Source organism: Ruegeria sp. CI5 (genome assembly GCF_056536885.1).
In genome coordinates, this window is the sequence record NZ_JBQFQN010000001.1 from 174,220 (window position 1) to 189,971 (window position 15,752).

A 15,752-nucleotide genomic window follows, 5' to 3' on the forward strand; every position below is an offset into this window, starting at 1 on the left:
GACATGCGTAAATCAACCTTTCTCCTACCTGCCATTTTCGTGGTTATTGTGATCGCCCTCTCAGCGATCTTCATCGTGGACGAGCGTGAAAAAGCGCTGGTTCTGCAATTCGGTCGCGTGATCGACGTCAAGGAAGACCCGGGCCTGGCCTTCAAGATTCCGGTCATTCAGGAGGTCGTGCGCTACGATGACCGTATTCTAAGCCGCGAGGTCGGGCCGCTGGAAGTCACGCCGCTGGATGACCGCCGCCTGGTGGTCGACGCCTTCGCGCGCTATCGGATCACCGATGTGCGGCAGTTCCGTGAGGCCGTGGGTGCCGGTGGCATCGACACAGCGGAGCAGCGTCTGGATTCGATCCTGCGCGCCAAAACCCGCGAGGTTCTGGGTTCGGTAAGCTCGAATGACATTCTCAGCTCGGACCGGGCGGCGCTGATGCTGCGCATTCGCAACGGCGCGATCGCCGAGGCCCGCGATCTGGGCCTTGAGGTGATCGACGTTCGCCTGAAACGTACCGACCTGCCGCAGGCCAACCTCGAAGCGACCTTTGCCCGGATGCGCGCCGAGCGGGAACGCGAGGCGGCCGACGAAGTGGCGCGCGGTGAAGAAGCTGCACAGCGGATCCGTGCCCAGGCTGACCGGACCGTGGTCGAACTGGTCTCCGAGGCCCGCCGTGAGGCGGAGATCGTTCGCGGTGAGGCTGATGCCGAACGGAACGCGATCTTTGCCGAAGCCTATGGCAAGGACCCGGAGTTCTTCGAGTTCTACCGCTCGCTTTCGGCCTATGAGAACGCTCTGAAAGGCGGCAACAGCTCGCTGGTGCTCAGCCCGGATTCCGAGTTCTTCAACTACCTCGGATCTCCGCAAGGCCGTTCGGCGCCCGCCGCGCCGGCCTCCCAATAATGGGTATGATCCTGCTGGCCTTCGGGCTGGTGTTGATTGTCGAGGGGCTGGCCTATGCGCTGGCCCCTTCGCTTGTCGAGCGGATGCTTGAGGCGTTGCGCAGCATCCCCGAACCGGCCCGCAGATTGGTCGGACTTCTGTGTGTGGTCAGTGGCTTCGTCCTGTTGTGGACGGCCAATCGGCTGGGGTTTTGATCGGTTGAAGTAAACTGGCAGTGAATTCCTCAACTTCCCGAGTTGCGGGCGGTCACAAACTGACTACATTGTTTCCCAGCAAGCTGCTCAGGCAGCCACCAACAGAACAATGTCGACAAGGAGAGACCAAGTGCAGGCAGTAGCACGCAGTGTATCCGTCCGCCGGGACGATGTGGTGACGATGGCGCGGCTTTTGTGGCTGGCTTTTGCCGCGGTTTCCCTTTTGTTGCTCCAGACGTTGGCTGCACAGGCCCGTCAGGAAAGCCTGGCGCCGCTGGTCAACCGGATCAGCCCGGCCGTGGTCAACATCACCACGACGACCCTGATCGAGGGGCAGTCGGGCGCGCAGGGGATCGTTCCCGAGGGTTCCCCGTTCGAGGACTTTTTCCGCGAGTTCCAGGACCGCAATGGCGACCAGGACAATCGCCCGCGCCGCAGCAATGCCTTGGGATCGGGGTTCGTGATTTCCGAGGATGGCTACATCGTCACCAACAATCACGTCATCGCAGAGGCGGATGAAATTCTGATCGAATTCTTCCCCGGCGATGGTCAGCCGGTAAAAGAGCTGCCGGCCAAGGTTATTGGAACGGATGAGAAAACGGACATTGCGTTGCTCAAGGTCGAGGCGTCGGGTCCACTGAAATACGTGACTTTCGGCGACAGCGACACAGCGCTTGTAGGGGACTGGGTGGTTGCCATGGGCAACCCGCTGGGCCAGGGGTTCTCGGTATCTGCAGGGATCGTGTCGGCGCGCAATCGCGAGCTCAGCGGTTCCTATGACGACTATATCCAGACGGATGCGGCCATCAACCGGGGCAACTCGGGCGGTCCTCTGTTCAACATGGACGGTCAGGTCATCGGTGTGAACACCGCGATCTTGTCGCCGAATGGCGGGTCGATCGGTATCGGGTTCTCGATGGCGTCGAACGTGGTGTCCAAGGTTGTCGATCAGTTGCGGGAATTCGGCGAAACCCGCCGCGGCTGGCTGGGTGTCCGCATTCAGGACGTGACCGAGGATATGGCCGAGGCGATGGGCCTGGACAAGCCGGGCGGCGCGCTGATCAGCGATGTGCCGGACGGCCCTGCCAAAGAAGCGGGTCTGCTCGCAGGGGATGTGATTCTCAGCTTTGATGGTGTCGAGGTGAAGGACACGCGCGGATTGGTGCGGCAGGTCGGTGAGACACCGGTCGGCAAGTCCGTGCGCGTGGTTGTTCAGCGGGACGGCAGCACTCAGACCGTGCTTGTCACTCTTGGGCGTCGCGAGGATGCCGAGCGTGCGGAAACCGGCGATGATGATGGTGCGGAAGAGGCGCCGCTGGACGAGAATGCAGACATCCTTGGCCTGACGATTTCGCCGCTGACCGACACGTTGCGCGAAGATCTGGGTCTGGACGCGGACGCAGATGGTCTGGTTGTGACGGATGTGGATGAGGCCTCCGAAGCCTACGCCAAAGGCCTGCGGGCAGGCGACCTGATCACCGAGGCTGGTCAGCAGAAAGTGTCGTCGATCTCCGATCTCGAGGATCGGATGGACGAGGCTCGGGAGGCGGGGCGCAAGTCGCTGCTGCTGCTGGTGCGCCGCGGTGGCGATCCGCGCTTCGTCGCGCTGAGCCTCGAAGAGTAGGACAGCCAGTTTGGTCAACATGATCGGCCGGGGCAGATGCTCCGGCCGATTTTCGTTTTGGCTGCGCAAATCAAAAGAGCCACACGCCGGGGAGGCGCGTGGCTCTGGTGCAGGGAGATGCCAGTGGACAGATATCGGGGATGATACTCTGGCACCCTACGGTAACAATTCATTACCTAATGGAAGCGAATCCCGTTGTATGTGAAGCGGATCACATCCGGGCCATTTTCCGGGCAGCAGGTCAGATCAGATCGGATTCGGCGAGTTGGCGCAGGGCGTCAAAGTCGTGGATCTGCAGCCCACCGCGTGAAGCCTCGACCACGTTCGAGCGTTTCCACGTCGAGATCGTCTTGGATACCGCCTCGCGCGTCGCGCCAACGAATTCCGCTAGCTCGCTCTGCGACAGGGCGATGCGTTCGGACGGCGCGTCCTGCTGGTTGGCAAGAAGCAGAAGCTTTCGCGCAAGTCGCACAGGCATCGGCAGGAATACCTGCTCGTTCAACTGCGCCCCCATCCAGCGCATGCGCAGTCCGGCCAGCCGGATCATGTCCTCGGCCAGTTCGGGGTGCTTGCGGATTTGTTCCATCAGATCCTTGCGGCGCACGCGCAGTACACGCGACGGCTCGGCTGCGGTGATGGTGGCGGTGCGCGGGCCGCTGTCGAAGAGGGCGATTTCGCCGAACACTTCGCCCGGGCGCATCAGGCTGAGCGCCAACTTGCGCCCGCTCATGGCCAGGAAGGACACCTCCAAAGCGCCTTCCAGCAAAGCGTAGAGGGCGTCCCCCTCGTCGCCTTGTTCGAACAAGACCTCGCCGCGGTCCAGCGAGACAGAAGTGGCTAGCGCAGAGAGCATATCACGAAGCCGGTCTGAAGCTTCGGACAGGAACCCGCTGTTCGGAAAGGCGGTCATGGAAGACACGGTTCTCCGGATGAGTGGTGTGGGTGGTTTCCCAGCTTTCCACAGCTTTGGAGCTAAGCCAAGGATTTTATCCGGTTTTCCGAAGGTTTCCCCAAGGTTCGCCGGCCCGTGTCAGGGACGCATTACTGCTTGTCCGGATCGTCCATATAGCTTTGCAGAATGCTGAATTGCAGCATCAGGAACCCCATCAAGGCGATCGGAAAGCCGAATGTTTCGATCTTGACCCACAGATCTGTGGACAGCGTGCGCCAGACCAGTTCATTGGCCACCGCCAGCACGGCGAAACAGGCGCACAGGCGGCGGGTCAGGATCATCCAGCCCTCGTGGCGCATGGGCAGCATCTCGTCCAGAACATAGGCGAGGTAGGATTTTCCCTGCAGCAGGCCGATGCCCAGCATCAGCGAGAAGAACCCGTAGACCAGCGTGGTCTTCATCTTGAAGAACCGCTCGTCGTTGAACCAGGCGGTCAGGCCGCCGAAAAAGATGACCATGATGGCGGTGAAGATCTGCATCCGGCTGAGCTTGCCGGTCAGATACCACAGGATGCCCATCGCCCCCAGCATCAGCGGAACGAAGATGATAGTGGCGACGATGAAGCCGGAATATTCGGTGCCGCCGATCAGAAAGCTGTCGTCGCGCAGGCGCAGGTAGATGAAGAAGAAGGCCAGCGGTGGTCCCAGTTCCAGCACCTGTTTCAGAAACGGATTGATCTCTTTCTTGTCTGCCATGCCTGTCGTCCTGCTGTTCACCCGCCCATTTCAACTATTACCGCGCCCAATGCAATCAGTGCCATCAGGATTATGCGCCGAGGCCCCACGGTCTCTTTCAGGGCCAGCCAGCCGATCAGGGCGGCAAAGACGGTCGAGGTTTCGCGCAGCACCGCGGCTTCGCCGACCTTGTCCAGCCGGGTGGCCAGCATGATCGCTCCGAAAGACATGGGGGCGATCAGCCCGCCTGCAAGCCCCCGCAGCATCAACGGCCCGATTGCCGGGCGGTGAACCATCGCCCGCCAGCGTAGGAAGGCGTAGATCGGCATTGTCGCCCCGTCGATCATGAAGAACCAGGCCAGAAAGGTGAACGGATCGGCCGTGGCGCGGATGCCGTAGGCGTCATAGGTGGTGTAGAGCGCCACGAAGAGGCCGGTTGCGACCGCAAGGGCCAATGCGATGCCCAAAGTCTCGCGGTTGGTTTCCAGGAAGCGGAAATTGTAGGCGGCCAACCCGAAGATGCCAGTCAGCAGCACGGCGACGCCCAGCCATTGGGTCGGCGAGAAGGTTTCATTGAACAGAAGATAGGCGCCGATGACGGTAAACAGCGGGCCGGTGCCGCGCACCACCGGGTAGACCACGGTGTAGGACCCCTTGGTATAGGCCATCGCCTGCAGCGTCTTGTAGGCGACATGGATCAGCCAGACCACGGCGAATATCGGCCACATGAAAGGTTCGGGCCAGGGCACGACGAAGAACGCAAAGGGTGCGGCCATCAGGCAATAGCAGGCGTCGATCGCCCCGCGCGACAGCCAGGGGTCATGCCGACCCTTCTGCAGCGCGCCGAAAACCGCGTGTAGGAAGGCCGCCATCAGGGCGAGGCCAAGGGCCAGCCTGTGTCCGGCCTCGGTGCCTTCGAGGGAGATCAGCCAGTCGCTCACGCTGCGGGTCTTTCGCTGGTGGAGAGGCTGGGGGTTTTCCACCCCCAGACCCCCGAGGATATTTGGGGCCAGATGAAGGTCAGTTGGGGGCGAGTCCGGTCAGGGCGGCGGCGAATTCCTCGGGGTCGAAGGGGGCAAGATCGTCGATCTGTTCGCCGACGCCGATGGCGTGGATCGGCAGGCCGAACTTGTCGGCCAGCGCCACCAACACGCCGCCCTTGGCGGTGCCGTCGAGCTTGGTCATCACCAGGCCCGAGACATCGGCCAGCTTGCGGAAGGTTTCCACCTGGCTGAGCGCGTTCTGACCGGTGGTGGCGTCGAGCACCAGAAGCGTGTTGTGGGGCGCCGTCTCGTCGATCTTGCGGATGACGCGGACGATCTTGGCCAGTTCCTCCATCAGGTCGGCGCGGTTCTGCAAGCGACCGGCGGTGTCGATCATCAGCAGGTCGGCGCCTTCGGCTTGCGCCTTGGTCAGGGCGTCGAAGGCGAGCGAGGCGGGGTCGGAGCCTTCGGGCGCGGTCAGGACCGGTACACCGGCGCGATCGCCCCAGACCTGCAGCTGTTCCACGGCGGCGGCCCGGAAGGTGTCGCCCGCGGCGATGACCACCTTTTTGCCGGCGGCCTTGAACTGGCTGGCCAGCTTTCCGATCGTCGTGGTCTTGCCGGACCCGTTGACGCCCACCACCAGCACCACCTGCGGGCGCTTGGGGTAGATCGGCATCGGTTTGGCGACCGGCTCCATCACGCGGGCGATTTCCTGCGCCAGCAGCTGCTTGATTTCCTGCGTCGAGAGTTTCTTGCCATAGCGCCCCTCGGCCATGTTGGCGGTGACGCGCAGGGCGGTGTCGACACCCATGTCCGAGGCGATCAGCAGTTCCTCGAGCTGTTCGAGCATGTCGTCGTCCAGCGTGCGACGCACCACCGGCCCGGCATCGCCGCGACCGAACAGACGCCCGATCAGGCCTTTGGATTGCGCCTGTTCCGGCAGTTCCGGCGGAGGCGGGGCAGGCACCGGATCGGCCGGCTCGGGCGAGGGTGTCTCGACCGGTTGCGGCGTGGGCGCGGGTTCGGGGATTTCTGGGACGGGTTGCGGCTCGGGCTCGGGCTGGGGAATCACCGGGTCAGGGGCGGTGGTTTCTTCGCCGCCGTCCTCGACGATTGCCTCAAGCCCCTGTTCGAGGCGGGACGAGGATTTGAACAGCCGGTCCTTGAGCTTGGTAAAAAACGCCATCTTGGTCTCCGCAGGTGTCCCCTTCACCTAATGCGGAATGGCGGCAGTTGCAAAGGGTCAGGTGAAGGCCAGGAAAAAGCCGAACTGCGCACCCCAGTAGAGCGGCCAGACCAGATAGGGCGTCAGGCGCAGAGCTGGGTGTCCCGGCGGCAGCAGGAACCTTTCGGTTGCCAGGATCAGGTCCGAGGCGATGAAGGCCATCGCGGCCGGCAGCGCCCATCGCAGCGCTCCGGCCTCGGGCAGGGCCAGAACGGTGATGCCCATGCCCAGAATGATCGGGATATAGGCCAGGACCGGTCCGCGCAGATCACCGGCCCGCTGGGCCAGCAGCGTGGCCATCACGATGCCCAGAATGACCAGCGTCCAGGCGTATCCGGGTTTGTCCAGGATCAGGTCGGTGTCGCTTGACGGATGGGTCAGGAACAGGGCGATGTATACCAGATGCCCGGCGGCGAATGCCCCGATGCCGGCCATGAAGGTGCCGTCGGTTTCGCGCGACAGAAGGGCGTCGCCCAAGGCGCAGAGAGACAGCGCCAGGATCAGAAGCAGAGGGCCGGACTGCACCGCGGCCTCGACCGCCAACAGGGCGACGCTTGCGGTTTTCAGCGCCGTGCGTAGCAGGCTGGCCGGACGGGCCGTCAGGGCCAGGTAGGCCAGGGCACAGGCCAGCGCTGCGAGTACGAGTATCGTCATGTCCTGCCTTCCGATGGCTCCGATGCGATTCAGTGTCGCCGCGAACTGAGTTCACGCTCAACCCATAACGTTGGGGCAGGGCGTTCCAAGATTGGCGCGCGGCCGTGGCATCTGCCAGAATGAAACGATGTGGATACGTTCGTTGATTCTCGGATCTTTGCTGGCCCAGCCGGTCGTCGCGCAGACTTTGTCAGGGGCAGAATTCGATGCCTATACACGCGGCAAAACCCTGTTCTACGGCTTCGGTGGAACGACCTATGGCGTCGAACGGTATTTGCCCAACCGGCGCGTAGTCTGGTCGTTTTTGGATGGCGACTGCAAGGAGGGCATCTGGTACGAACAGAACGGCCAGATTTGCTTTGTTTACGAAGATCGCCCAGACCCGCAATGCTGGGTCTTTACCCGCTCGTCCCAGGGGTTAATCGCGCAGTTCGAGGGCAACCCAGAAGCCACCGAACTGTACGAAGCAGCCGACGTCGACGAAGATATGGTCTGTTACGGGCCCGAGGTCGGCGTCTGAACATTGGCCTTCGTCAGAACAGCGACCCTTGATCCGGGGCTGGTAGCTTGGACGGTTTCTTGGCGGTCGGGGTCGTCCCGGACAGCGGTGCGGTCTTCAGTTCTCCATCGGCAAACTCGATGGTCAGTGCAGCGTGCTTGCTGGCTTGCGCCTTTGTGGTGACCACGCCGCTTTCGGAATGCACCACGGCGTAGCCGCGTTGAAGCGTGGCTTTGTAGCTGAGCGTCTCGCGCAACCGGTCAGTCGCATCTAGTTGCTGGCGGAGCCGGTCCACCCGCAGAGTCTGCGCGGCCGTCATGCGCTGGGCCAGTTGGTTGACTCGGTCGCGCTGCTGCTGGATGTCGCGTTGGATCGGGCGGATCGACAGGCGCGAGGACAGGTTGCGCAGCGTGTCGCGCCGCGCGGCCACGAGGTTGCGCAACGTTGACGGGCGCAGGTGCCCCGACAGTTCCACCACCTGCAGGCGGCGGTTCTGCACACCGCGTTGCAAGGCCGGGGCCAGACGATCGGCAATCAGGTCCAGTCGCTGGCGCGGCCCGTCCAGCAAGGTCTCGGGGCGCGGCAGGGCGCGCGACAGATCGCGCAGGCGTTGGGCTCGGCGTTGTACCGCGTCGGTGGCCGCGCGGGACAGACGCGCGCCCTGTTCGCCGGTCCAGGCCAGCAGTTCCATGCGCACGGGCACAGCCAGTTCGGCGGCGGCGGTGGGGGTGGGCGCGCGGCGGTCCGAGACATAGTCGATCAGGGTTGTGTCTGTTTCGTGCCCCACAGCCGAGATCAGCGGGATCTCGGACGCGGCGGCGGCGCGGGCGACTATTTCCTCGTTGAAGCCCCACAGATCTTCGATGGAACCACCGCCGCGAGCGACGATGATCAGGTCGGGGCGCGGCAGCGCGCCGCCGGGCGTCAGGTGGTTGAAACCCCTGATCGCGTTGGCGACCTCGGACGCGCAATTGGCGCCCTGAACGGCCACGGGCCAGATCAGAACCTTGCGCGGGAAGCGGTCCCGCAGGCGATGCAGGATGTCGCGGATCACCGCGCCCGAGGGCGAGGTGACGACTCCGATGATCTGCGGCAGGAAGGGCAGGGGTTTCTTGCGCTCGGGCGCGAACAGGCCCTCGGACTCGAGCTGTTTCTTGCGTTTTTCCAGCAGCGCCATCAGCGCGCCTTGCCCGGCTACGGCCACCTCGTCGACGTTCAGGTTGTATTTCGACTGCGCGCCGAATGCGGTGAGGCGGCCCGTGACGACGACTTCGAGCCCCTCTTCCGGCACCACCGACAGGCCCGCGATCTGGCCTTTCCAGGTGGTGCAGGCCAGCACGTTCCGGTCGTCCTTGATGTCATAGTACAAATGCCCCGAGCGCGCCTTGAACACGCGCCCGACCTCGCCCCGTACGCGGATTCGGCCAAATGTGCCTTCCAGCGTGCGTTTCACCTCGCCCGAGATCTCGGACACGGAGTATTCGGGGGTATTCTGGCCGGGAATCGGATCGTCAAGCAGGTCGGACATTTCAGCGCCTTGTTTCGATTGCCCGCGCAGCTTAGAACGCCGCGCAGGCAAGGCCAAGCAGATCGGAGACTTTCATGAACATCCTCATTCTCGGCAGCGGCGGGCGCGAACACAGCCTGGCCTGGGCGGTGATGCAGAACCCCAAATGCGACCGCCTGATCGTGGCGCCGGGCAATGCCGGGATCGCGCAGATCGCCGATTGCGCGGCGCTGGATATCGAGAATGGCGGCGCGGTGGTCAGCTTTGCCGAGGAAAACGCGATTGATTTCGTGATCATCGGCCCCGAGGCGCCCTTGGCCGCCGGGGTAGCCGACCGGCTGCGCGAGGCGGGCATTCTGGTGTTCGGCCCCTCGGCCGAGGCGGCGCGGCTGGAGGCCTCGAAAAGTTTCACCAAGGAAATCTGCGATGCGGCCGGTGCACCGACCGCCGCCTATGCCCGGTTCACCGAGGCCGAGCCGGCCAAGGCCTATATCCGCCAGCAGGGCGCGCCGATCGTGGTCAAGGCCGACGGTCTGGCCGCTGGCAAGGGCGTGATCGTGGCGATGGACGAGGCGACCGCGCTGGAGGCCGTGGACGACATGTTCGGCGGCGCCTTCGGCGGGGCCGGGGCCGAGGTGGTGATCGAGGAATTCATGGACGGCGAAGAAGCCTCGCTGTTCGTGCTGTGTGACGGCGAGAACATCCTGTCGGTCGGCACTGCGCAGGACCACAAGCGCGTGGGCGAGGGCGATACCGGCCTGAACACCGGCGGCATGGGCGCCTATTCTCCGGCTCCGGTTCTGAGCTCTGAGATTGAGGAGCGGGCGATGGAACAGATCGTGCGCCCGACGATGGCCGAGATGGCCCGGCGCGGCACGCCGTTTCAAGGGGTGCTGTACGCCGGGCTGATGATCAAGGACGGGCAGCCGAGGCTGGTGGAATACAACGTGCGCTTTGGCGACCCGGAATGTCAGGTGCTGATGATGCGGTTGGGGGCGCAGGCGCTGGACCTGATGCATGCGGCGGCCGAAGGGCGGCTGGACGAGGCGCGGGTCAACTGGGCCGACGATCACGCCTTGACCGTGGTGATGGCCGCGCAGGGCTATCCCGGGGCATATGAAAAAGGCAGCGTGATCCGGGGGCTGGATGACTTGCCCGAGGACAGCAGCTATATGGTTTTTCACGCAGGCACCAAAGCGCAGGACGGGCAGATTGTGGCCTCAGGGGGCCGGGTTCTGAACGTGACGGCGCGCGGAGCAACACTGCAGGAGGCGCGTGACAACGCTTATGCGATGGTCGAGGCCATCGATTGGCCGGGCGGCTTCCATCGCCGCGATATCGGGTGGCGGGCGCTTTGACGGTTTGAGGGCCCGCTGGTAAATGGGGGCTCGGCCGGCGGCCGCACCTTGGGATTTCTTGACCAGATGAATCCCCGGATCAGCAGTTCAGCGCGCTCATAAGGGCTTGTCGGTTTTTCAACGGGCCAAGATCCTGGGTTTGCCAGCCGCCATCGTAGCGGACGGCATTGATCCGGCGCCAATCGCCGCTGGCGACGATCAATTCAGGTTTGCCGTCGCAGGAGCGAAGCCCGCCTGAAATGAAATCCTCTCCGATCCGGTGGTTGGTCAGGCCGGGGAGCGCGGCGATTTCCGTCAGTTGGCCGTCGGCAAAGCGCCAGATGCGCAGGATTTTTGCCAAGTGGGGGCGATCGACATAGGCGATTTCGACATGTCCGTCGCCGTCGAGGTCGGCGGCTCCGACCGGGGCAAGCCAACGGAAACGGGTGCCGATATGCGGTGTCGCCGTCATGCGGCCCTGCGGGCCGTAGATGGCAAGGCGCGCGCCCTGTCGTGCGTCACTCTCCACCGCAATGACTTCTGGAAGACCGTCGCCCGTGACGTCGATCACGCGGGGCGCGAGGTCTTCGAAGACCAGATGATCGGGCAGCGTGAAGCTGCGGCGTTTGCCATCTGAAAACGTGAGTTCAATCGAACCCCATTCGATCTGGTCACCCAGAACGCCGTGGGGATAGCGGGTGGTCGGATCCGTGTAGCGGGCGGTCGTTATGGTTTCGGCAGCCAAGGCAGGACCCGCCAGCCACAGGCATGCAGCCATCAGCGCGCCGCGCACGCGGCATGGCCAAAAGCGCACCGCCGGACGCGGCGCTTTGAAGCCGCAGCGCATGCCGCCGGACGAGCGGGGCATGCGCCGTCGCATCAGATCTGCTTTTCCGGCATCTGGACGACCAGCCCGTCCAGTTCGTCCGTCACCTTGATCTGGCAGGTCAGTCGCGAACGGGCCGGGTCGGGCTCGTAGGCGAAGTCCAGCATGTCTTCTTCCATGTCGTCCTTGGCAGGCAGTTTCTCGACCCAATCGGGATGGATGTAGACGTGACAGGTCGAGCAGGCGCAAGCGCCGCCGCAATCGGCCTCGATGCCGGGAATGTTGTTGTCACGGGCGCCTTCCATGACGGTCAGGCCGTTGGCGACCTCGACTGTGTGTTCGTTGCCGCCATGCTCGACATAGGTGATCTTTGCCATTGCTCGCGTCTTCCTTCTGCGGTGTTCAGGTTCCTCATTAGTCAAGGGATTTAGGTCTTTCCAGTGCCATTTGCGACCAATCGGGGCGTGATCGGGCAAACGGTCCGTCATTGTCGCCCAAATTCCACGCGTTCGCGCCGCAACCGAGTGGTTTGACCGGTTTATTCCATCAAAGGTTGAGGCTCGGATAGCGGTTTCGATTGTTGCGTGCATGGATTTGTGTTCTGGTCGTGTGACCGTGATTTGATAAGGGAGTGAGCAGATGCCGTTGACGGTTCAGGACGCAAAGATTGTGGTTGGGATGAACGAGCGGGGCGATGCCGAGCATGACATTGCCGCGTGGTTTGGCGAAAGCCAGGCGAAAATCGTGGAGGTGATCGACGGGATCAGCCATGGTGCATTGGCAGCAGCGAATGACGATGAGCTTCATCCGGTCGGAGCACCGGGCCCCAAGGCTCTGCGGTTGCGCAGTGACGTTTTGCGGGCGCTGGATGCGTTGGACGGGGATGACCTGGCCAAGGCCAAGGCGGTTCTGCGGGAAGGTTTGGCCACGTTCAACGCGCATGACGCCAAGTGACCCTTGTCTGCGCTGCGGTCGCGCGTAGCGCATGACCTTTCTGGCTGTGGTTGCGGTCCCCTGCATCTGGACATTCAGGGCATTTGTTCTATTTTTGTTCTTATGCGTATCGCATCGACACCACAGCCCAGTTCGGGCCGCCCATGGCCCAGACCACCGGCTTGCCTTCCAGCCGACCGACTGGACGACCCGCCCGAGGGTGCGCGGGTTGCTGTGGCGGGATTGGTGATCCTGCGGCAGCGGCCTGGTACGGCCAAAGGGGTGATCTTCATCACGCTCGAAGACGAGACCGGCATCGTGAACGTGATTGTCTGGCGCAAGATCTATGAGCGGTTCCGCCGAGCGGTGATCTCGGGGCGGTTGCTGCGGGTAACCGGGCGGATGCAGCGGGCCCATGCGGTGACCCATGTGATCGCGGAAGAGATCGAGGACATATCGGGCATGCTGGACCTGCTGGTGCGGGGTGACGGGGCGGATGCCTACCGGCCCCAGCCGACTGCAGAGCACAATGAGTTCGCCAAAACGCGCAATTTCGGCTAGTCTTTTGCATCATGCGGTTGCCGGGGGGGAGCGCAGATGTCAACAAATTCGGCTGGTTTCGTGGGCAATATTCCAAGTCATTACGACGCGGGGTTGGGCCCGAATATCTTCACTGACTACGCAGACAGACTTGCCGCCCGTTGCGCCGAAGAGCCGGTGGCCAAGGCCATTGAACTGGCCGCGGGTACGGGGATCCTGAGCCGCAAGCTGTGCGATGTGCTGCCGAGCGAGGCCCAAGTTCTGATCTCGGACCTGAACGCGCCCATGCTGGAGGTTGCAAAGGCCAAATTCTCGGCGGCGGACAACGTCGAGTTCGCGGTCGTCAACGCGATGGATCTACCGTTCGAAGACGGCGCGTTCGACCTGATTACCTGCGAGTTCGGGGTCATGTTCTTTCCCGACAAACCCGCTTCGTTCCATGAGGCGGCGCGGGTGCTCAGACCGGGTGGGCGCTATGTTTTCAACGTGTGGAGCCCGATGTCCGAAAACCCGTTCTCGCAAGTCGCGCACGATGTGGGGGCGCATTTCTTTCCGCAGGATCCGCCGGGATTCTACAAGGTACCGTTTCACTATGGTGACCCCGAGGCTGTCCGGGCTGATCTGAGGGCCGCAGGCTGGACGGATATCGAACACGAAACGATCCGGTTGACGAAGACCATCGTCAACCCGGAAGCCTTTGCCCACGCTCTGGTTTTTGGAAACCCGTTGGTCGATGAAATACGAGAGCGCGGCGGCGTGGATCCCACGGACGTGGCGGCGCGGATGTTCTCTGAATTGAAGCGCGTCTTTGGTCCGCAGGGCATGACGATGCCACTGTCAGCGACCACGTTCGTCTGCCGAAAGACCTGACGGTAGCTCGCGCACAATCCGACCCGGGTCAGAAAAAACCCAATGACGATCAGGCCAACAGCGCCTGACCGTTCTTGAGGTGACGCGAAATCAGACCGCGCTGCTTGTGACCTTTTGGAATCAGGGCGGCTGGCCGCGGTTCAAAGCCGGGGTCCTCAAGCTCGGGGAACAGGGCCAATATCTCGGCGCGAGCCGCCTCGGGGATGGATTTCAGCGCTTGGGGACCGGCGAAGAGGCTTTCGCTTGGGGTGTCGTTGGCAAAGATGACCTGATGCGTGTCGAAAAGAAGGTGGAAATAGCAAACGGACTCCGTGGCACAGACCCGGTCAATGCCGTCCAGCGGCAGCAGCGACTTGGCCGAAACCAGCACCTCGTTGGTGTTGAACATGCGCTGCGCGATCTTTGACCGCACCAGAATGCGGTGCTGGGGTGAAACGGTCAGGTCCTGTGTTGGCAGCCCTGCGCAGAGCGCGCCGGCGGAAATCCGGATGGGAACCAGTTTCGGATTGGCGGAGAAGTCGACGCTGTCCAGCTCACGGCGCCCGATCCAGCGGATCGGTTCATAGCTGCCGGCGTAGGTCAGAACCAGATCTCCGACCGACTGGTCTTCGATCTTTTTTGTCCCGTTCTTGGTAGTGATCAGTGTGCCGGCGGTAAAGCATGGGATATTCGAAATCGGCGATGCCTGACCATCACTGCTGCCGGCAACCTCATAGGTCGTACCGGGCGTTGGCAAGACAGGACCGCTGATGCCGACATTCACACCGTCGATGCGAATGACCCAGAACGTGTCGCCGGAAGTTGTCGTAAAACCGAACTCAAGCTCGACCTGATCGCCGGGCTGAAAGGTCTGTCCGTTGATCGTCACCGCCTGGCTCAATACCTGGTCGTTGTTGGCCGTACTGGGCGACGACCCGTCTCCGGGCGTGTCGATGTAACCGTCCGAGAACAGCTGGCTGGCCGTGCCGTCGTCATCCTGAACGTTGATCAAGGTCAGTGCGGCACCGGCATTCAAGGAAAAGGTCGTTCCGACAGGATAGCCGACTGTGTTGTTCGTCGATGCGCCGGTCCATTGGTCGAACCCGTAAATCGGAACCCTGAAATTGAATGTCGCCAAACCTTAACTCCTTGTTACCGCTTGTAGTTACAGAACGGCCAACGCGCAATTCAACTGTCGTCAGGGTCTTGATGCAGAAAGAGGTGCGATTCGCACCTAATTGCCTGAAATTTCAGCATTTGGTGAACGCTACCGTTTGAACAAAACGTTCTGCGCGTCTTTGCTGCGATGATCTCCGCGCAGCTCGGCATGCAGGGCACGTCCCGCCTGAACTCCGGGGCGGGCTCCCACGGTTTCCAGCCACCGGGCAAAGTGGGGCTTGTCCTCCAGCGTCTGCTGCTGACCCTCCCACAGGCTCGCCCAGCCCCAAATCGACATATCGGCGATCGAATAGAAGTCGCCGGCAACATACTCGTTGTCGGCAAGGCGCCGGTCCAGAACGCCGTACAGGCGCGCAACCTCGGTGCGATAGCGGTCCTTGGCATAGGGCAGGTCCTGCGGCGGGTCCAACTGGGGGGCATATTTCAGAAAGTGGTGTGCCTGACCGGCCATCGGTCCGACGCCACCCATCTGCCACATCAGCCATTCCTCGACCGCGATCCGGTCACGCTCGGTCGACCCGTAGAACTGGCCGGTCTTGCGGGCAAGGTACATCAGGATCGCGCCGCTTTCGAAAACCGAGATCGGTGCGCCATCCGGGCCGTCTGGGTCGACGATCGCAGGCATCCGGTTGTTGGGTGAGATTTTCAGAAACTCGGGCGCGAACTGATCGCCTTTGCCGATGTTTATAAGGTGGGTCTGGTAGGGCAGCCCCATCTCTTCAAGGGCAATGGATACTTTCCAGCCATTCGGCGTGGGCCAGAAATACAGGTCGATCGGGTGTGTCATGGGGCCTCCGTGTTGTGGGACGATCATGAGCCATTCGCCGCAAAGGGCAAGTGCGCGGTGGATGTCGCGGCTTGACGCCCGCGCGC

Annotated in this window: 18 protein-coding genes; 8 read left to right on the forward strand and 10 right to left on the reverse strand. The window is 62.7% G+C overall.

Annotated features, from left to right (window positions below; all coding sequences use genetic code 11):
- The first annotated feature begins 3 nt into the window (after positions 1-3).
- The 3 genes from hflC to ACR0BA_RS00900 all read left to right on the forward strand — a co-directional run bounded on the left by hflC (position 4) and on the right by ACR0BA_RS00900 (position 2,718).
- Entirely contained in the window at positions 4-900 is an 897-nt protein-coding gene (hflC, locus tag ACR0BA_RS00890) for a protease modulator HflC (protein ID WP_170338336.1), read from the forward strand.
- On the forward strand, positions 900-1,094 hold the full coding sequence (locus tag ACR0BA_RS00895) for a DUF2065 domain-containing protein (RefSeq protein WP_093962522.1): 195 nt from the start codon (positions 900-902) through the stop codon (positions 1,092-1,094). The genes hflC and ACR0BA_RS00895 overlap by 1 nt, the downstream gene beginning before the upstream one ends.
- Positions 1,095-1,224: 130 nt before the next feature.
- A complete protein-coding gene (locus tag ACR0BA_RS00900; RefSeq protein ID WP_390895962.1) occupies positions 1,225-2,718 on the forward strand; it encodes a Do family serine endopeptidase in 1,494 nt (497 codons plus the stop codon).
- Between the two features lie 241 nt (positions 2,719-2,959).
- Here ACR0BA_RS00900 and ACR0BA_RS00905 read toward each other — a convergent pair whose 3' ends face one another.
- The 5 genes from ACR0BA_RS00905 to ACR0BA_RS00925 all read right to left on the reverse strand — a co-directional run bounded on the left by ACR0BA_RS00905 (position 2,960) and on the right by ACR0BA_RS00925 (position 7,209).
- Positions 2,960-3,628 carry a Crp/Fnr family transcriptional regulator gene (locus ACR0BA_RS00905; protein ID WP_170337872.1) on the reverse strand — a complete coding sequence of 223 codons (669 nt, stop codon included), beginning with the start codon at positions 3,626-3,628 and terminating at the stop codon, positions 2,960-2,962.
- Between the two features lie 131 nt (positions 3,629-3,759).
- The gene (locus ACR0BA_RS00910; RefSeq protein WP_170363125.1) at positions 3,760-4,365 is read right to left on the reverse strand and encodes an inner membrane-spanning protein YciB; all 606 of its coding nucleotides are present in this window, start codon (positions 4,363-4,365) and stop codon (positions 3,760-3,762) included.
- A gap of 17 nt (positions 4,366-4,382) precedes the next feature.
- Positions 4,383-5,285, reverse strand: coding sequence for an EamA family transporter (locus ACR0BA_RS00915; RefSeq protein ID WP_093963009.1), 903 nt, complete (start codon positions 5,283-5,285; stop codon positions 4,383-4,385).
- 79 nt (positions 5,286-5,364) lie between these two features.
- Positions 5,365-6,516, reverse strand: a complete 1,152-nt coding sequence (gene ftsY / locus ACR0BA_RS00920) for a signal recognition particle-docking protein FtsY (protein ID WP_480726026.1) — start codon at positions 6,514-6,516, stop codon at positions 5,365-5,367.
- Between the two features lie 57 nt (positions 6,517-6,573).
- Entirely contained in the window at positions 6,574-7,209 is a 636-nt protein-coding gene (locus ACR0BA_RS00925; protein WP_480635528.1) for a lysoplasmalogenase, read from the reverse strand.
- Between the two features lie 127 nt (positions 7,210-7,336).
- On the opposite strand from ACR0BA_RS00925, the gene ACR0BA_RS00930 reads away from it, so the two are divergent.
- Positions 7,337-7,729 (forward strand): hypothetical protein, encoded by a 393-nt coding sequence (locus ACR0BA_RS00930; RefSeq protein ID WP_480726027.1) that lies wholly within the window; start codon positions 7,337-7,339, stop codon positions 7,727-7,729.
- A gap of 13 nt (positions 7,730-7,742) precedes the next feature.
- Here the strand turns inward: ACR0BA_RS00930 and xseA are convergent, their stop codons facing one another.
- Positions 7,743-9,236: an exodeoxyribonuclease VII large subunit gene (gene xseA / locus ACR0BA_RS00935; protein WP_480726029.1), complete on the reverse strand. Its 1,494-nt coding sequence runs from the start codon at positions 9,234-9,236 to the stop codon at positions 7,743-7,745.
- A gap of 74 nt (positions 9,237-9,310) precedes the next feature.
- Here xseA and purD point away from each other — a divergent pair, with 74 nt between their 5' ends.
- Positions 9,311-10,573 (forward strand): phosphoribosylamine--glycine ligase, encoded by a 1,263-nt coding sequence (gene purD, locus ACR0BA_RS00940; protein ID WP_170390489.1) that lies wholly within the window; start codon positions 9,311-9,313, stop codon positions 10,571-10,573.
- A gap of 79 nt (positions 10,574-10,652) precedes the next feature.
- Here purD and ACR0BA_RS00945 read toward each other — a convergent pair whose 3' ends face one another.
- Together ACR0BA_RS00945 and ACR0BA_RS00950 are read right to left on the reverse strand one after the other, a co-directional pair.
- Positions 10,653-11,399, reverse strand: coding sequence for an FG-GAP repeat domain-containing protein (locus ACR0BA_RS00945; protein ID WP_480727435.1), 747 nt, complete (start codon positions 11,397-11,399; stop codon positions 10,653-10,655).
- 32 nt (positions 11,400-11,431) lie between these two features.
- Positions 11,432-11,755 (reverse strand): 2Fe-2S iron-sulfur cluster-binding protein, encoded by a 324-nt coding sequence (locus ACR0BA_RS00950; RefSeq protein ID WP_170338356.1) that lies wholly within the window; start codon positions 11,753-11,755, stop codon positions 11,432-11,434.
- Between the two features lie 262 nt (positions 11,756-12,017).
- Here ACR0BA_RS00950 and ACR0BA_RS00955 point away from each other — a divergent pair, with 262 nt between their 5' ends.
- The 3 genes from ACR0BA_RS00955 (at position 12,018) to ACR0BA_RS00965 (ending at position 13,721) form a co-directional block, all read left to right on the forward strand.
- Complete coding sequence (locus ACR0BA_RS00955) at positions 12,018-12,332, forward strand: hypothetical protein (RefSeq protein WP_093962513.1); 315 nt, start codon at positions 12,018-12,020, stop codon at positions 12,330-12,332.
- 102 nt (positions 12,333-12,434) lie between these two features.
- The gene (locus ACR0BA_RS00960; protein ID WP_170358563.1) at positions 12,435-12,872 is read left to right on the forward strand and encodes an OB-fold nucleic acid binding domain-containing protein; all 438 of its coding nucleotides are present in this window, start codon (positions 12,435-12,437) and stop codon (positions 12,870-12,872) included.
- A gap of 36 nt (positions 12,873-12,908) precedes the next feature.
- Positions 12,909-13,721 carry a class I SAM-dependent methyltransferase gene (locus ACR0BA_RS00965; RefSeq protein ID WP_480726032.1) on the forward strand — a complete coding sequence of 271 codons (813 nt, stop codon included), beginning with the start codon at positions 12,909-12,911 and terminating at the stop codon, positions 13,719-13,721.
- A gap of 49 nt (positions 13,722-13,770) precedes the next feature.
- Here the strand turns inward: ACR0BA_RS00965 and ACR0BA_RS00970 are convergent, their stop codons facing one another.
- Together ACR0BA_RS00970 and ACR0BA_RS00975 are read right to left on the reverse strand one after the other, a co-directional pair.
- A complete protein-coding gene (locus ACR0BA_RS00970; RefSeq protein ID WP_480726034.1) occupies positions 13,771-14,838 on the reverse strand; it encodes a Hint domain-containing protein in 1,068 nt (355 codons plus the stop codon).
- 129 nt (positions 14,839-14,967) lie between these two features.
- The gene (locus ACR0BA_RS00975; RefSeq protein WP_480726036.1) at positions 14,968-15,666 is read right to left on the reverse strand and encodes a glutathione S-transferase N-terminal domain-containing protein; all 699 of its coding nucleotides are present in this window, start codon (positions 15,664-15,666) and stop codon (positions 14,968-14,970) included.
- Between the last annotated feature and the right edge of the window lie 86 nt (positions 15,667-15,752).

Excerpts from the sequence above, each read along its gene's own strand:
- hflC (WP_170338336.1), top strand. The coding sequence starts at position 4 with ATGCGTAAATCAACCTTTCTCCTACCTGCCATTTTCGTGGTTATTGTG.
- ACR0BA_RS00895 (WP_093962522.1), top strand. The coding sequence starts at position 900 with ATGGGTATGATCCTGCTGGCCTTCGGGCTGGTGTTGATTGTCGAGGGG.
- ACR0BA_RS00905 (WP_170337872.1), bottom strand. The coding sequence starts at position 3,628 with ATGACCGCCTTTCCGAACAGCGGGTTCCTGTCCGAAGCTTCAGACCGG.
- ACR0BA_RS00910 (WP_170363125.1), bottom strand. The coding sequence starts at position 4,365 with ATGGCAGACAAGAAAGAGATCAATCCGTTTCTGAAACAGGTGCTGGAA.
- ftsY (WP_480726026.1), bottom strand. The coding sequence starts at position 6,516 with ATGGCGTTTTTTACCAAGCTCAAGGACCGGCTGTTCAAATCCTCGTCC.
- ACR0BA_RS00925 (WP_480635528.1), bottom strand. The coding sequence starts at position 7,209 with ATGACGATACTCGTACTCGCAGCGCTGGCCTGTGCCCTGGCCTACCTG.
- ACR0BA_RS00930 (WP_480726027.1), top strand. The coding sequence starts at position 7,337 with ATGTGGATACGTTCGTTGATTCTCGGATCTTTGCTGGCCCAGCCGGTC.
- xseA (WP_480726029.1), bottom strand. The coding sequence starts at position 9,236 with ATGTCCGACCTGCTTGACGATCCGATTCCCGGCCAGAATACCCCCGAA.
- purD (WP_170390489.1), top strand. The coding sequence starts at position 9,311 with ATGAACATCCTCATTCTCGGCAGCGGCGGGCGCGAACACAGCCTGGCC.
- ACR0BA_RS00945 (WP_480727435.1), bottom strand. The coding sequence starts at position 11,399 with ATGCGCTGCGGCTTCAAAGCGCCGCGTCCGGCGGTGCGCTTTTGGCCA.
- ACR0BA_RS00950 (WP_170338356.1), bottom strand. The coding sequence starts at position 11,755 with ATGGCAAAGATCACCTATGTCGAGCATGGCGGCAACGAACACACAGTC.
- ACR0BA_RS00955 (WP_093962513.1), top strand. The coding sequence starts at position 12,018 with ATGCCGTTGACGGTTCAGGACGCAAAGATTGTGGTTGGGATGAACGAG.
- ACR0BA_RS00960 (WP_170358563.1), top strand. The coding sequence starts at position 12,435 with ATGCGTATCGCATCGACACCACAGCCCAGTTCGGGCCGCCCATGGCCC.
- ACR0BA_RS00965 (WP_480726032.1), top strand. The coding sequence starts at position 12,909 with ATGTCAACAAATTCGGCTGGTTTCGTGGGCAATATTCCAAGTCATTAC.
- ACR0BA_RS00975 (WP_480726036.1), bottom strand. The coding sequence starts at position 15,666 with ATGACACACCCGATCGACCTGTATTTCTGGCCCACGCCGAATGGCTGG.